Here is a 16373-nt window from a genome sequence, read left to right as displayed (position 1 = left end):
CGCCGACCACGGGCTGGGCGCAGAAGAGCCCTGGTGACGCCCGGGAAGCGGACCACCTTTTGCTTAAGGGGATCTTGACCTGCGCAAACGGAGGGAGGCAATAGAGAGCCGGAAATTTTTCGAGTCGGACACAGGCTCGACAGACGCAACGAACCTGTCACGCAGCGTAGCGAAAGAGGCTGTCCGCCCCTCGACAGGACGGCTCTCGCCGATCCGTCCTGTGTGTCCCTCGACTTCGGACGGTGCTCGTCTCCTTACCGTTACACGGACCCGGAAAGCGATCACCCGTACGGTGGACGCCGGGCCCTGGTCGGGGCGACGGCGCCCACCTGGAGCGGGGCGGCTCAGCTCAACCAGTCGATCAGCTTTCCGCCCTGCTGCCAGATGGTGAGGACGGAGAACACGCCGAACAGCGCCACCGCCCACACCAGGGCCGCCACCCGGTAGCCGCGCGGACGGATCTGCTCCGGCAGCACCTTACGGTTGACCACCAGCAGCAGGATGGCGTAGATGAACATCATCAGTCCGCCGACGCAGGCCGAGATGACCAGCAGCAGCAGTGGTTGGGCGAAGCCGGCGAGCAGGATCGCGCAGCCCAGCCCGACCAGGCCCCAGACCAGGAAGAAGTAGATCCGGCTCTCCGAGGCCCGACGCAGGTACGAGGTGGCGAGCACGTCGGCGGCGAGCCGGCTGGTGTAGTCCACGATGCCCATCGCGGCGGCGAACAGCGAGATCGCCCCGATCAGCCAGAACAGGATGCCGAACCAACCGCCGACCAGCTCCTGCAGCCGCTCCCCCTCCACCGCCAGGAAGTCCACGCTGTTGGCCAGTCCCGGCTCTCCGTACACGGTGGAGTAGGCCAGCATCGACATCAACGTGATGGTGACGAAGGAGATCAGCACGAAGGTGACCAGCTGCTCCCGGTTGGCCAGCCGCCACCACCGGCGCCACCGGCGCAGGTTCTCCTCGGTCGGCTCGAACACGAAACCTGTCACGTCCGACGCCGCCTCCTTGCGGCCGGTGACCGGGCTGACCAGGCGGGGGACGTACGCGCCCATACCGAAGCCCTTGTCCCTGATCCAGTTGCTCTGCACCAGGTTCTGGCCGCCGCCGGCCCCGGCGAAGACCAGCGCGGAGAGCATCAGCGCGAACCCCAGCTCGACCGGGAAGTCCGGCGCGGTGACCGTACGGGGCAACTCGCCCCAGGCGTCGGCGGAGATGGCGAAGACCACCGCCACCACCACGAAGAACACGACCAGGCCGACCTTCAGGAACTCCACCCGCTCGAGCGCGGTGTAGACCACCGGGGCCAGGGTGAGGGTCAGCCCGATGGCGAGCAGCATGCCGACGGCGATCCAGGTGACGTTCCCGCCGCCGAAGAGGTACGTGACCATGGTGGCCGAGCTGGACGCCCAGCCGGGCCAGAGGTTGGCGAAGTACGTCATGACCGCGAAGACCAGGCCCCAGTGCCGCCAGAACCGGGAGAACCCGGTCAGCGCGGTCTCCCCGGTCGCCAGCGTGTACCGCTCGATCTCCATGTTCAGGAACCACTGGGTGACCAGCCCGACGGCCGCGGCCCAGAGGAAGACCAACCCCACCTGCGAGGCGATGTACGGATACAGGATGAACTCACCCGACGCGAGGCCGACCCCGGCGGCGATCACCCCCGGTCCGATGATCTTCCAGGTCGACCGGGGCGGCGGGGGCAGGTCCCGGACGGCGGGTCCGGGCACGTGTCGGGTCGGGAATCGGTCGGCGGCGGTCTGCGTCATCGGAGCCTCCAGGGGGGTGGGGCCCCGGTACCCACGCCGCCGCCGCACCGAAACCCGCCGAGCCGGACGGCTCCCGGCCGATGGAGCCCGTAGCCGACCGGCGGCTCCCCTCCGGGATGGGCCCGAGGCGTGGAGGCCTGCGGTGTCTGATCCCCTGACCTGGGGCGAGGTAACCGGAGCAGACCGGACCTACGGGCAGATTGCAATTATCGTTGCCGATATCTGAACAGATCGCCGAAGTCGGTCCTACACCATGGGGGGCCGTCAGCGCTACGGCGCACCGTGCAAGTCCACTGTCGAGTTTGTGGAGGCTCAAGATCCGGTCCGGTTTGTAGGGTGGGCCGCGCTGATCGTCCATCCCAGAGAGAGCCTCCATGCGTCTGCTCGCCGTACCCGTCCGAATCGACGCACTGTGGCTCCCGGCCCAGCGGACCGTCGCCGGCCCGGTCGCCGACTTCACCCGACTGCCCTACCGCGACCCGGTCACCGGACGGGACGTCCACCCCGACCAGCCCTTCCTCAGCGACGGGATCCTCCCCGCCCCCTTCGAGGAGGAACTCACCCTCCAGGCCGGGGTCCACCTGCACTGGGCCCTGCCGGACGCACTGACCCGCCTGGTCCACAGCCCGCAGGAGGGCGTCCTCGGCCGGGGGCGGGAGGCCGCGGCGCAGCCGCCCCGGGTACCCGACCGGTGGCTGGTCACCCGCACCGACCCCGACGGCCGGCGGGCCCGGTGGGTGGTGGAGAGCGACGCCCTCACCGACGGGTCGTCCGCCTCGGTGGCCTACCCCCTCTCCCCCGCCGACCCCCCGGGCCCCTCGGGTCGCCCCTGGCGTCGGCTCGGGCGGGTCCTGCCCCTGGGGGCCTGGCCGGGGGCGGAGACCGACCGGGTGGCCCGGCTGACCGCCCTCGGGTACGGGGAGCCCACCTTCGCCGCCTTCTACCCCAACTCGGCAAGCGTCTTCGGGTTCTTCGACCCCCAGTCGGGCACCCGGCGACCGGCCGGTACCCGGTACGACCTGCTCGGCTGGTACTCCTCCCCCGCGCTGGACGAACTGACCGCCACCCTGGCCCGGCCGGGTACCGGCACCTGGACGCAGCGGGTGGCCGACGAGCTGGGTTGGGCCGTGCCTGACGGGGCGGCCCCGGAGCGGATGGTCTGCTTCGGACGGCTGACCCTGGACCCGGAGGGGAAACTGTCCCTGCCCGACACCCGGACCACCGAGACCGGGGTCTACCTCGCCGACAGCGCCACCGAGGCGCTCGCCGCCCACCTGGGGGCGGAGCTGCCCGGCGTGAGCGCCGACGAGATGGAACAGCTCCTGGAGGCGATCGACCTCGCCGACCGCCTGGAGACCGCCACCCTGGACCTGCCGGAGCGGCTCGCCGAGGCCCGGCACACCGCCGCCTTCACCCCGGTCGCCGCCGGGACCCGCTGGACGGTCCGGCCCCAGGACGCCGTCCCCGGCACCGACCCGGCGGCCCTGGTCGCCGCCGCCGGCCTCGCCGGCTCAGCCGGTCTCGCCCGTCCCGCCCCGGTGGGGGCCGCCCCCGCCCGGGAGCTGGCCGACCTACCGCCCGAGCTGGGTGACCTGCTGGTCGCCCTGAACACGGCCCAGGCCGCCCACGACGGGGCCCAGGCCCAGGCCGACGGGCTGCGGCAGCGTCTCTTCGCCGACTGGCACCGGTACCTGACCTGCGCCTACCCGCCCCCGGAGAACCGGACGGACTACCCCGACCCGGATCTGGTGGCCGCCTACCTGCAACGGGAGATGGCGGCCCTGGACGCCCTGCTCGCCGAGACCGGGGAGTTCCCCCCGACCGGGCGGGGCGACACCCTGGCCCACCGGCTGGCGGCGGCCCGGGAGGCGGTGCAGGCGGTGGTGGCCCGGGTCAACGCGGAGCTGCCGGAGGGGGCCGGCTACCGGCTCCAGCAGCTCCCCGACGACTCCTACCAGGTGCCCAACGAGCCGGTGGTGCTGCTCACCGGCGCCGAGGCCACCGGATCGGACCGGTACGGAAGCGACGACGAGCACCCCGAGGGCCTGTTGCCCTGCCTGGTGGTGGAGGCCCCCGGGGCGGCCGGGGACCTGACCGACGCCGAGGGTGTCGCCGCGGCCGGCGACCTGCTGGACACGGTCCTCGCCGGCCTGACCGAACCCCACCCGGCGCTGCGCCGCTGGGCCGGCCAGCCCTGGCATCCCCTGCTGCTGCACTGGGAGGTGGAGTTCCTGCCGGCCGCCCTCGGGACCAACCTCGACCCCACCGACCGGAACTACGACCCCGAGGTGGTCCGCCTCAACTACCGGCTCCCGGCCGGGGAGGCCGAGCTGGCGACCCGCCCCGGGCACCGGCTGACCGAACGGGCGGCGGTGACCTACAGCGGCAGCACCGTGCTCTCCACCGCCACCCGTCCGCTCCTCTCGGCCCGGATCCTGCGGTACCTCGCGGGCGGCCCCCTGGCCCGATACAACGAGGAACGCGCGACCGCCGGGCTGGCGCCCCTCACCCCGGAGCAGGTGACCGGGGATCCCGTGACCCTGCTCGCCTGGTGTGCCGACCAGTCGGCCGACCCCCGGCTCGGCACCCTCGCCGCCGCGTACGCCCACCTGGCCGCGCACGAGGGAAGCAACCTGGCCCAGAGCCTGGGCGGGTTCAACGACGCCCTGCTGATGCGCCGGCTGACCCGCCAGCTTCCCATCCTCGACCCGCTCGGTTTCCCCTCCGGGCAGCTCCTCGCCGAGCGGGTGCGGGACCGGGTCGGGGAACAGAACCGACAGGCCCCGGTGCCCCTGGCCGACTTCAACCCCCTGCGGGCCGGCTGCCTGCGACTGCTGCGGCTGCGGGTGGTGGACTCCTTCGGGGTCGGGCACGACCTCTCGGTCGACCAGCCCGCCGCCACCACCCGGCTGCGGGTACCGGACCGGCCGGGCTGGATCGCCCTGCCGCCCCGGGTGGCCCAGCCGGCCCGCCTGCGGCTGCGGCTGCTCGACGCCGAGCGCCCGGACCGGCCGGTCAGCGGCCTGGTGGAGTCCTCCCCGGTCTGCGGGTGGCTCCTGCCCGACCTGCTCGACGACGGGCTGCGGGTGCACGCCGCCGGCGGGGAGTGGCTGGGCAGCCTCCTTCCCGACCCGGACCCGGACCGCCCGGCCCTGGCCCGTTGGCTGGCCGCCCCCACCGGCGGGGTGCCCGCCGTGGAGCAGATCGCCAACCCCGGGCTGCGGGCCGTCGTCGACCGGCTGCGGGGGTACGGGGCCGACCGGCTCGGAGCGCTGCTCGGTTCCCTGCTCGACGCCCTGGATGCGGTGGACGAGGAGGGGGAGGGCGGTCACCAGGTCCGGTCCCGGCTCACCGGCCGACCGATCGCGGTGTTACGCCTGACCCTCGGGCTGGAGCTGCTCGGCCCTCCCGCGATCCACCAGGACTGGAACGTGTTCCGGCAGGATCTGGGGCGTACCGGCCGGGAGACCAACGGCTTCCCGCTGGTGCGGTTCCCGGTCCGGCTGGGGGCGTACGGGCGGCTCACCGACGGGGTGCTGGGCTACTGGCGGCACGAGCCCGACGGGAGCCTCGGCACCGAGTACCACGACGTGCCCACCATGGCCGCCGCCGGCACCGACTCCCCGCTACGGCTCGCCTTCGGCCTGCCCGAGGAGACCCTGACGGTGCTCCTGGAGCCGGCCGGGGCCCTGCACGCCACCACCGGCATCCTGCCCACCGCCTCGGTGCGGCTGGACCCCGCCCACCACCACGACGCCCTGGCCCGCCTGGAGACCGGCTTCCTCGCCGCCCCGGTGCTGACCGACGCGGCCGAGGTCGGGCTGGTGCTGCCCGCCACCGAGCCGGGTCGTCGGTGGACCTGGCGCGAGCGGGCGGGTGCCGTCTGGACCGAGACCGAGGATCCCCCCGCCCCGAACCCGGGGTTCCCCACCGACCTGACCCTGCGGGAGGGCTGGCTCGCGCTGCCCACCCCGACCATCCCCACCCGATGAGCCACCACCCCGGTCACCTGACCGGATCAAGGATGCGAGCAATGCCGCCGATCACCCTCACCCTCACCCTCGACCAGACGAACACGATCCTGGAGGCCCTGGGTCAGATGCCCTACGTCCGTGTGTACGAACTGATCGAGTCCATCGGTCAGCAGGCCGGGGCCCAGCTCCACCCGGAGGGGGGCCCGGCCGGCACCCGACCGACCGGCTCCGGTGCCGCCCCGGTCGTCCCGGGCTCCCCCGTCGTCCCGGGCTCCCCGGCATGAGCGCCGCGCTGCTGCTGCACTGGCAGCTCGACGACCTGGCCCACGGCCCCCTGGTCACCGGCTCCCCCGCCGCCCCGGCCACCGGGGAGATCGAGGGTTCCCCGCGGGTCCGCGCCGACGACCGGTTCGGCAGTTGCCTGGCCCTGGACGGGGGCTCCGACGCGGTGGTCAGCACCTCGGGCGTGCCCCAGCCGGTCACCAGCATGGCCTGGGTGCGGGTGCCCCCGATGCCGTCGGGCTCGAAGGCCGTCGTCTTCGGCCAGTGGGGCCACTTCGTGCTCTTCCTCGTCGACGACGGTCGGATCGGGTACCAGGTTCTGACGGTGCACGGGCCCTTCCAGCAGGAGACCGCCCCGGGGACGTTCACCTTCGACCGGTGGCACCACCTGGCGGTGACCAGCCAGGACAGCACCGCCCGGATCCTGCTCGACGGGGTGGTGGTGGCCGAGGACGCGATGCCGGGGCCCACCCAGCCGAGCGGGGAGAGGTTCGTGCTGGGCCGGGACCCCAACTCCGTCAGCTCCCACCTCGCCCTCGCCGCAGCCCACCTGCGGGTGTACGACGCTCCCCGGTCGGTGGCCGAGATCCAGCGGGACATGGCCGGCGACGAGGCCCTGCTCGCCACCTTCGTCCGTACCCACCCGCTCTCCTTCGAGCTGGTCAACGTCGACGACCAGCCGGTGCTCTACATCGACGACGCCCCGGCGGGGCAGACCCTCACCCTGCGGGTCACCAACTCCTCCCGCCAGGACCTGGCCCTCTGGTCGACCTCCGGACCCGCCGGTCCGGAGAGCCACCACCTCGCGGTGGCCTTCCGCCCGGGGGTGCTGGCCGCCGATTCCCGCCCGGCTCTTGAGGTGCCGGGGTGGGAGCTGTCGTTCACCGGGTCCACCGGCTGGCTGCGCGGGCCGGAGGGGCTGACCCTGCCGGCCGGGGCCACCCTCGACCTGCCCCTGACCGGGCTGCGGGCCGACGGGGTGGGTGGCACCCGGGGCAGCCGGGTGGAGCTGGGCTACCGACGCATGGGGTACAGCGGGGAGCCGAGCGAGCTGACCGGGGCCCGGCACCAGGTGTTGGAGATCGTCAACCACCGGGGTCGGCCCGACGTACCCCTGCACCTGGGTTTCGTCGGCGGGGACCGGGTGCTCAGCGACGGACGGACCCCCTGTGACCTGCGGGTCCGGGTGGCCAACGTCTCCCGGGAGATTCCGGTGCCGCTGACCGGGGCGGACGGGACCGCCCCCACCGAACTGGTCCTCTCCTTCGAGGTACAGGGCGACCGGGAGTCCCGGGACTGGGCCCTGACCACCGCCGGTACCGCCGGCACGGTCACCCTCCGGCTCGGGGGGTCGGTTCCCGGGGTCTGGCAGGTCCACCGGGAGATGCTGGCGGACCGGGCCCAGTGGACCCTGGTCCCCCAGCAGGACACGACCCTGCCCCCCGGGGGCTGCCTGGAGCTGACCCTGGAGGAGGTACAGGGGCTGCCGGACCCCGGTCACGCCCCGGTGGTGCTGGCCTACCGCAACCTCCCCGGATTCCAGGACGGTCAGCTCAGCGCCGAGGTAGAGCGGGCGCCCCTGGTCTTCTCCGCCCGCAACGCCGGGCTGGGCACCGCCACCCCGCAGGCCCGGCTGCACATCGTGGACGACAACGGCGACGCCAACGGGGGCAGCGTCATCGTCGGCCCCACCCACCAGCCGAACCTGCGGCTGGGCTACGACACCGGGTACTCCTGGATCCAGTCCCACGGCTCCGCCCCGCTGGCCGTCAACCCGCTGGGCAACAAGGTCGGCATCGGCACCACCGCGCCCCCGTCCCCGCTCACCGTGCAGGCGGTCTCCGAGCACCTGCAGCTGCGGCGGGAGGCCCAGAGCGGGGGTGGCGTGGTGTTCCTGGAGCTGTTCCAGGACCAGACCCCGGCGGGGGTGGACGTCTACCCCAGCATCCGCTTCCACCACTCCCACAAGTTCTGGCACCGCATCGAGGGCCGCCCCGAGGGCTTCGCGTTCAAGCAGGGCGCCTCCGACGAGCTGACCGGCGTGACGACCGGGGCTCTGAGCGCCAGCGCCGTGACGACCGGGCCTCTGGTGGCCGGCACCGTGACCACCCCCCGGCTCCAGGCCGACGAGGTGCACGGCGTCCGGCTCGCCGCCGGCCAGGCGACGCTCACCGCCGGCTCCGACCACCTCCAGCTCCGCCGGGAGGCCCAGAGCGGCGGCGGGGTCCTGTTCCTGGAGCTGTTCCAGGACCAGACCCCGGACGGGGTGGACGTCCACCCCAGCATCCGCTTCCACCACTCCCACAAGTTCTGGCACCGCATCGAGGGCCGCCCCGAGGGCTTCGCCTTCAAGCAGGGCGCCTCCGACGACCTCAGCGACGTACAGGCAGCCCGGGGAACCTTCCAGGCCCTGACCGTGGACGGGGTCACCATCGGTGCTCACGAGCTGCGGGCCCTGCTGCGGCTGGCCGCCGGGGAACTGGAGTTCGACCTCTACAACGTGCTGCAGGACGAGTTCGCCTACGCCGCCGACTTCAGCCCCTTCGACAACGACCGCCGACACGTCTTCACCTGGCGGCGCAAGGGCGAACGGGTCAGCCAGGGTCGCTGGCGGATCGCCTTCCCGAGCTGAGGAGCGCACCATGACCGACCCGAACCCTCCGACGCGCAAGCGGAAGACGGCCGACTACGACCTCGGCCTGAGAGACGGGGAGACGATTCTCCACAAGAGCCGCAAGGAGTCCAAAAAGAAGCGGCAAAAGCTGGAGGAGGAGCACGAGGCACAGCGCCGGAGAGAGGCGGCAGCCGTGTACAAACTCTGGGAGGACGAGGTCAGAAGGCGGCCACCGTCGGCCCCCGGCACTCGGGGGGACCGGAAGTTCTACGCCCGCATGATCAAGGTGGGGCAGGGTGACTGCATCGCCCTGAGCACCCCGGGTGGGCGGATGATCCTCATCGACTGCGGCTCCACCTCTCGGGAGGTGGAGGACGACGAGGTCGATGTCTACACCAAGCGGGTGCGGGACTGCCTGGAGGACCCGAAGTTCCTCGGCCCGGTGCAGACCACCGGCGTCCTCGGCACGCCGTCGGCGACCCCGAAGGCCCAGCTCATCGACATCCTGATCTTCACACACGCTGACGAGGACCACTACAACCAGCTCGCCACGGTACTCGCCGACAAGCCCAACAAGATCCAGGTCGGCCGGGTCTACCACAGCGGGGAGTTCGCCGAGTACGGTGCCGCCGCCACCTGGGTGCGGGGGCACATCACGCACGAGCACCTCATCAAGAAGGTGCTCCACAACGCGGTCGACCCCGACCAGAAACTGAACAGGGGCGAGGTGTCCGGCGAGATCAGCCTGGGCGGGCTCGCCGTACCGGCGGCGACGACCACCACCGACATCGACTGCCTCGACGTCCAGGGCGGTATCCGGATCGTGGCGGAGACCGACCCGGCCTGCACGGTGACCATCCTGGCCTCCGGGGTGGTGAACAACTACAAGAAGGACGGGGACAAGGGCAAGAACCGGGGCAGCGTGGTGCTCCTGGTGGAGGTCTTCGGCAAGAAGCTGCTGCTCTGCGGGGACTCGACCCGCAGCACCGAGCACCACCTCATGCGCCGGGGGTTGTACGCCGCCCAGAACCGGACCCGGCTGAAGAACGTCGACATCGTCCACATCGCCCACCACGGCAGTAACTGCACCTCCTCCTCCCTGGAGTTCGTGAACCTGGTGGATCCGAAGGAAAGGGCCCTGATCAGCGCCGGGAAAGTGGGGGTGACCAACCACCACCTGCCCTCCCGGACGGTGGTGGAGCGCTACGTCAAACGGTTCATCGACAGCGGCCGGGAGAAGGACCCGGCCCACTCCGGGTGGGCCTGGGATTCCGAGAACTGGAATCCCGCGAGGTCGGTGCAGTTCCCCTTCAAGGCCCCGGTCTACATCACCGGATCCCACGGCGACCTCGACATCACCTGGGAGCGGGCATGACCCCCGAGGCGCTGGAGACCCTGCTGGCCGGGGTGCCCTCCGGCCGACTCGACCTGCCGCTCTCCGCCCTCGATCCCGCGACCGCGGCCTACCTGGGCCGGTTCCTGCCCACCGGCCGGCTGCTGCTGACCGGCTGTGAACGCGCCGAGGTCCCCGGCCCGGTCACCATCGGGGGCACCGGTTCCGGGCCCCCCTTCGACCGGGCCGACGTGACCCTCCGGTTCACCCTGGCCGGCGAGACCGTGAGCCGGGTGGAGGTGATCGTCCGGCCGGACACCGACTGGTCCCTGGCCGACACCTTCCCACCCCTGCGCGGAACCCTGCTGGACACCCTCCGGTTCAGCGGGGCCGTCCTGCGCCTGGACACCGACCTGATCGCCGAGAGCGGAGAGCCGCCCGCCCCGACCGCCACCGCAATGACCTTCGAGGGGAACCTGCTGGTCCGACCCGGGATGGAACTGGTGGGGCTGCTCTTCCCCGGGGAGAACCACCCCGTCTCCGGGGAGATCACGATGGTCTCCCTCGCCCCGCCCGGGCTCACCCCGGCCACTCCCCTGGTGCCGAGCGTGGCCCTGTACGGCCCCGCCGACGCCCGCCTCGACCTGGGGCTGTTCACCCTCACCAACCTGCGGTACGGGCTGTTCGGTCTGCCAGACCTGAACTACCACACCCTCGACCACTGGGTCCGGGGGGCGCTGATCCTCGCGGCGGGCATCCCGGTGTCGGCGGGCAGCATGGCCGGGGTCACCGAGGACCACGAGGTCACCATCGACGCCCGCTTCGCCTCCTGGAGCGAGGACCTGGTCCTCACCGCCGACTTCCGCAAGCTGGGGCCGTTGACCCTGACCGACATCGCCGGCCTGGCCGGGCTGGAGACCCTGCCGGTGCCCTTCGGCATCGACCCGGGGGCCGGGATCACTCTGGGCGCGGTCACCCTCGCGGTGAACCCCACCGCCGCCAACCCGGTCGACTACCTGACCATGACCCTCTACACCGAGGCGGAGTGGGAGGTGATCCCCGGGCTGCTCACCCTCCAGCAGATCGACCTGACCGTCCGGGTGGTCGCCCCCGGCCCCTCCGCCCAGGTGTCGGTCCTGGTCGGCGGCCTGTTCGGGATCGGCCGGGACGGCACCCTGGAGCTGGTCGCCGACTCCGTCACCCGGCGGATCGGCGGAGGGCTGCGCACGGGCGACCCGCCCCTACGCATCCGGGAGGTCTACCGGCACTTCACCGGTTTCGAGCCCGACCACGTCCCGGACCTGACGGTCACCCGGTTCCAGGCCGGGGCCGTGGTGCCCTCGGCCACCGTGCCCGCCTCCTTCGACGGCGAGATCGTTCTCGACGGCGTCTGGCAGATCACCGAGGAGGTCGCGGTCACCCAGGTCGGCTTCGACCTGCTGCACGACGCCACCGGCACCACCTTCCACGCCCGGGCGGGGCTGCTGCTGGCCGGGATCGCGGTGATGGTCGAGGCCGCCTACGACCCGGCCCCCGACCGGCGTTGGGAGTTCGCCGGGGAGACCGCCCCCGACCAGCAGATCCCCGTCGGGCATCTCTTCGCCGACCTGGCCGACCGTTTCGGCGGGCTGGCCCTGCCGGCTCCCCTGGCCGAGTCCACCGTGGACAACCTGGCCGCCCGGATCTCCACCGGGGCCGGACGCCTCTTCCTCACCGGGCGGGCCCGGTTCCCGGTCGACGGCACCGAGGTGGCCCTCACCCTGGCCGTGGACACCGCCCAGCGCTCCGTCGCCGGAACCCTGGACCTGGTCGTACCGGTGCAGGGGGGAACCTTCCACCCCACCCTGGAGCTGCACTTCGCCCAGGACCCGACCGCCCGCCGCTTCGCCGCCTCCTACCGGCACCTGCCCGACGACCCGGTACCCGAACTGAAGGCCCTGGTAGGGGCGATCTCCCCGACCGCCGCCGCGTACGTGCCGGAGGGGATCCGGCTGGACCTGCGTCAGGCCCTGTTCGCCCTCACCGGCAACGGCACCCGCACCGGCTACCTCTTCGGGGTTGAGGTCGCCGCCACCCTGGACCTGGGTCGGCTCCCGGTGGTCGGGGACCAGCTGCGGGGCACCAAAATGGGCGTGGACCCCCTGCGGCTGCTCGCCGCCACCACCGCCCTGCCCGCGGCCGAGGCCACCGCCCTCGCCGCCCTGCTCCCGGCCGGCACCACCCTGCCCACCGGGGGCCTGGCCGCCGGGTTCACCGTGGACGCCACCCTGCTGCTCGGCCCCTTCTCCCAGGCCCTGGCGGTACCGGTCGGCGGCCCCCCGGGAGTGTCGCCGGCACCGGCCACCGGCGGCCCCGCGCCGGTACGGACCGGCGACGACGCCACCTGGCTCACCGTCCAGCGTTCCTTCGGACCCCTGCACATCTCCCGGGTCGGCCTGGCGTGGCGGCAGTCCCCCGGCCGGGAGTCCCGGGTCGCCCTGCTGCTGGACGCCTCGGTCACCGTGGCCGGGCTGACCCTCTCCCTGAGCGGCCTCGCCATCGGGGTCTCCACCACCGACCCCCTCTCCATGCCCACCTTCGACCTGGCCGGGATCGGGGTGGCCTACGACACCGTCCCGCTGCGCATCGACGGGGCGCTGCGCAAGGACACCATCGAGTACGAGGGGGCCAGCTACACCGCGTACAGCGGGGGGCTGAGCGTCCGGACCCCGACCTTCTCCGTCGGGGCCCTCGGCGCCTACGTCCAGCTCCCCGCCGGGCCGTCCCTGTTCGCCTACGCCTACCTCAACGGCCTGCACGCCGGGCCGCCCGAGCTGTCGGTGCGGGGACTGGCCGGCGGGTTCGGGTACAACCGGCGGTTCGTCGCCCCCGCCATCGACCAGGTGGCGACCTTCCCCCTGGTGGCCGACGCGGTCACCGGGCCGCCCCCGGGCACCACCCTCGCCGACGAGCTGCGGATCCTCGCCGACTATTTGCCGCCCTCGGTCGGGGACTACTTCCTCGCCGTGGGGCTGCGGGTCAACTCCTTCGAGATGGTGGACGCCTTCCTGCTGGTCGCCGCCGCCTTCGGGCACCGGTTCGAGCTGGACGTGCTGGGGCTGGCCACGGTGGTGCTGCCCGCACCGGACGCGGGGGCGGGGCCGGTCAAACCGGTCGCCCAGATCCAGCTCGCCATCAAGGCCACCCTGGTCCCCGAGGACGGGTACCTGGCGGTGGAGGCCCAGCTCACCCGGGCCTCGTACCTGCTCTCCCCGGACTGCCACCTGACCGGGGGGTTCGCCTTCGCCACCTGGTTCACCGGGGAGCACACCGGGGACTTCGCCCTCACCGCCGGGGGCTACCACCCCCAGTTCCCGGTACCCGCCCACTACCCGACGGTGCCCCGGCTCGGCTTCGCCTGGCAGGTCACGAAGCAGTTCAGCATCGCCGGGGCCGGGTACTTCGCGCTGACCCCCACCATGCTGATGGCCGGGGGCCGGGTCACCGCCCTGTGGCAGGACGACTCCCTGCGGGCCGGGTTCGACGCCTCGATGGACTTCCTGATCTCCTGGCAGCCGTACCACTACGAGGCGTCCCTGCACGTCAGCATAGGAGTGTCGTACACCTTCAGCCTCTTCGGCACCCGAACCCTCAACGTGCAGGTCGGCGCGGACGTCCAGTTGTGGGGCCCGGACTTCGGCGGTACCGCCGCCATCGACCTGGGCATCGTCACGGTACGCATCGCCTTCGGCGCGAACGGCGGGACGAAGCCGGAGCCGGTGAGCTGGGACCGGTTCCGGGACACCCTGCTGCCGCCCCGGGACCGGATCCTCGGCCTGGCGGTACGGGCCGACACCCACCGCACCGCCCCCGGGGCCGCCCCCGAGGAGCTGGGGGTCGTCGACCCGGCCACCCTGGTCGTGACGACCAACAGCGCCATCCCGGCCAGCACGGCGGTCCGGGGCGCCCCGGAGCGGGAGGTGGCCCTGCCCACCGGCGGGGGCCGGACCACGTTCGGGATCGGCCCGGCCGACCTGGCCCCCGGCACCGTCACCGCCGTCCACCGGATCGTGGTCACCCACGACGGGATGCCGGTCGAGGACCGGTTCGACTACACCCCGGTCCGCCGGGGGCTGCCCTTCGCGATGTGGGGTGGCCGGCTCACCCCCCAGGTCACCGACCCGGCCCTGATGGAGGACCTGGTCACCGGGTACGAGCTGCGCCCCCGCCCGCCCGCCCCGGCCCGGGCGGTCTGGGTGGACCGGGCCGCCCTCCAGGCCGACACCCCCCTGTACACCCGGGAGGTGCTCAGCCTGGCACCCCCGCCCGGACGGGCGGTCGTACCGGACGGGCCGGCGGCGCGGGCCGCCACGATCCGGACGGCGATGGCCGACCCGGGGGTCGCCGCCACCCGCAGCGCGGTCGCCGCCGCCCTGCTCCCCTCGGCGGTGGTCGACCCCGCCGGCTTCGACACCACCCAGTTCCACGCGATCCCCCAGGTGGCAGCGCATGTCTGAGTCCCAGGTGACCTTCCGCCACGAGCACCGCCCGGTGCTGGCCGCCGGCGAATACCGGGTCACCCTCACCCACCGGGTCAGCCTGGAGCCGGTTGACTTCACCACGACCCGCCGGTTCACCGTCGCCGGGGACCGGTTCGGCCTGGCTCCCTCCCTCATCCGGTCGGTCTTCCCGCCCGAGGGGAGCGTCGGGGACCACGCCACCGTGCTGCCGCACATCGTGCTGGAGCGCGCCACCCTGCCCTGGGAACGCAGCCCGGGGGGAGCCGGGTCGCAGACCCCGCCCTGGCTGGCGCTGCTGCTCTTCACCGAGCAGGAGGCGCCTCCCGTCTCGACGGTGCCCCTGGGGCAGGTGGGGGCGGGCCCCTGGCTGCCGCCGGCCGCCGTCGCCGCCGAGTCCCACGAGTCGGCGCAGGAGCCGGTCACCGTCATCGACGTCCCGGCCGCTCTCCTCGCCGACCTGCTGCCCGGCTACGCCGACCTGCCCCTGCTGGCCCACGTCCGGTCCGAGGGGGACGACCCGGCCGACGTGGCGGTGGTGGTCGGCACCCGGCTGCCGCCGGCCGGGATGACCAGCGTGGTGCACCTGGTCTCCCTGGAGCACCGGTTCACCCCGACCACCGACGGGTCCTGGGTACTCGACCGGGGACCCGCCCCGGTCGGGGACACCGTCCGGCTGGTCAGCCTGACGAGTTGGCGGTTCGCCTCGGTGAGCGCCGACCACACCTTCGCCACCCTGGTCCGGGACCTCGCCGAGGAGGGGGCCGCCCTCCGGCTTCCCCCCAGCGGGCAGCCCGCCGCCGACCGGTACCTCGGTGCGGGGTTCGTGCCGGCCCGGCACCGGCTCCGGCAGGGCGGGAGCAGCATCGGCTGGTACCGGGGGCCGCTGGCGCCCGGTCCGACGGACGCGGGGCCGGTGGTCCCGGTACGGACCGGGGACGCCCTGCTGCGTCTCGACGCGGAGCTGGGCATGTTCGACCTGGGGTACGCCGCCGCCTGGCAGCTCGGCCGGCTGCTGGCCCTGGGCAGCGGGGACACCGCCACCGCCCTGTACGGGTGGCGTCGCCGCCGGGACCAGCGGGCCGTCCGGACCCTGCGTGCCGCCCGCAACGACCTCGGTGCCGGGTACCCCCTGGCGGTGGCCCCGATCGACGACTCCCTCCCGGCGGGGGTGCGGGCCTGGCTGGCCGGGCTGACCCGGCTGGAGGGGGTGCCCTTCGGCTACCTGGTGCCGGACGAGGGGCTGCTGCCGGCCGAGTCGATCCGGTTCCTCGGGGTGGACCAGACCTGGGTCCGGCACCTGGTCGACGGCGCGGTCAGCGTGGGTCGGCTGGGCCCCGCCGACGAGGCCCGGGACGCCGCCGCTCCCCTGCCGTTGGAGTTCCCCACCCTCACCGGGGCCATGATCCGGTCCCAGGTGGTGTCGGGCTACCCGGGGCTGCTCGTCGACGGGTACGCCGACCGGGCCGGCACCACGCGCCTGACCCCCTGGGTGACCCGCCGGCTGAGCCCGGAGGTGCTGCTCTGCCTCTTCGAGGGGGAGTTGGCCCGGCTGGACCTGCACCAGCCCCCGGAGGCCCAGCACCTGGCGGTGGAGTTGCGCTCCCCCGGCAGCTTCGGCAGGACCCTGCGGGCCCCGGGAGGCTCGGAGCGGGTCCCCGACCCGGTCGGGCCCCTGCCCCTGGGGCCCCGGGGGACGGTCTCCCCGACCGGGTTGGCCGCCGCGATCGCCGGCTCCCTGGGGGTGCCGGCGGCCGAGGTGGACTCGGGGGACCTGGCTCTCCAGCTCACCGAGACCGCCGAACGGGTCACCTTCCTGCGCCCCTGACCGACGGCCCGGGGCCTCGCTGCGGGGGCGGGGCGGTGTCCCCGCAGCGGGGTGGTGGTCCTACGGCAGTGCCG

7 protein-coding genes are annotated in these 16373 nt (G+C 73.4%); 6 read left to right on the top strand and 1 reads right to left on the bottom strand.

Translation table 11 applies throughout. From position 1 onward, the window contains the following. Positions 1-344 precede the first annotated feature (344 nt). On the bottom strand, positions 345-1772 hold the full coding sequence (locus tag QSK20_RS22190) for an Nramp family divalent metal transporter (RefSeq protein ID WP_285790523.1): 1428 nt from the start codon (positions 1770-1772) through the stop codon (positions 345-347). Between the two features lie 374 nt (positions 1773-2146). Here QSK20_RS22190 and QSK20_RS22185 point away from each other — a divergent pair, with 374 nt between their 5' ends. Genes QSK20_RS22185 through QSK20_RS22160 form a run of 6 tightly spaced genes read left to right on the top strand, consistent with a single transcriptional unit; the run spans position 2147 to position 16299 of the window. Continuing rightward, complete coding sequence (locus QSK20_RS22185; RefSeq protein ID WP_285790522.1) at positions 2147-5764, top strand: hypothetical protein; 3618 nt, start codon at positions 2147-2149, stop codon at positions 5762-5764. Between the two features lie 41 nt (positions 5765-5805). Beyond that, the gene (locus QSK20_RS22180) at positions 5806-6030 is read left to right on the top strand and encodes a hypothetical protein (RefSeq protein ID WP_285790521.1); all 225 of its coding nucleotides are present in this window, start codon (positions 5806-5808) and stop codon (positions 6028-6030) included. Continuing rightward, positions 6027-8660 carry a LamG domain-containing protein gene (locus QSK20_RS22175; RefSeq protein WP_285790520.1) on the top strand — a complete coding sequence of 878 codons (2634 nt, stop codon included), beginning with the start codon at positions 6027-6029 and terminating at the stop codon, positions 8658-8660. The genes QSK20_RS22180 and QSK20_RS22175 overlap by 4 nt, the downstream gene beginning before the upstream one ends. 10 nt (positions 8661-8670) lie before the next feature. After that, positions 8671-10017, top strand: a complete 1347-nt coding sequence (locus tag QSK20_RS22170; protein ID WP_285790519.1) for a ComEC/Rec2 family competence protein — start codon at positions 8671-8673, stop codon at positions 10015-10017. Further along, positions 10014-14471 (top strand): DUF6603 domain-containing protein, encoded by a 4458-nt coding sequence (locus QSK20_RS22165; RefSeq protein WP_285790518.1) that lies wholly within the window; start codon positions 10014-10016, stop codon positions 14469-14471. The genes QSK20_RS22170 and QSK20_RS22165 overlap by 4 nt, the downstream gene beginning before the upstream one ends. After that, complete coding sequence (locus tag QSK20_RS22160) at positions 14464-16299, top strand: hypothetical protein (RefSeq protein ID WP_285790517.1); 1836 nt, start codon at positions 14464-14466, stop codon at positions 16297-16299. Before QSK20_RS22165 ends, QSK20_RS22160 begins: the two co-directional genes overlap by 8 nt. Positions 16300-16373 lie beyond the last annotated feature (74 nt).

This window comes from Micromonospora sp. NBRC 101691 (genome assembly GCF_030269285.1).
GTDB classification, from domain to species: Bacteria; Actinomycetota; Actinomycetes; order Mycobacteriales; family Micromonosporaceae; genus Micromonospora; species Micromonospora echinospora.
This window is presented reverse-complemented; position numbering and strand designations above follow the sequence as displayed.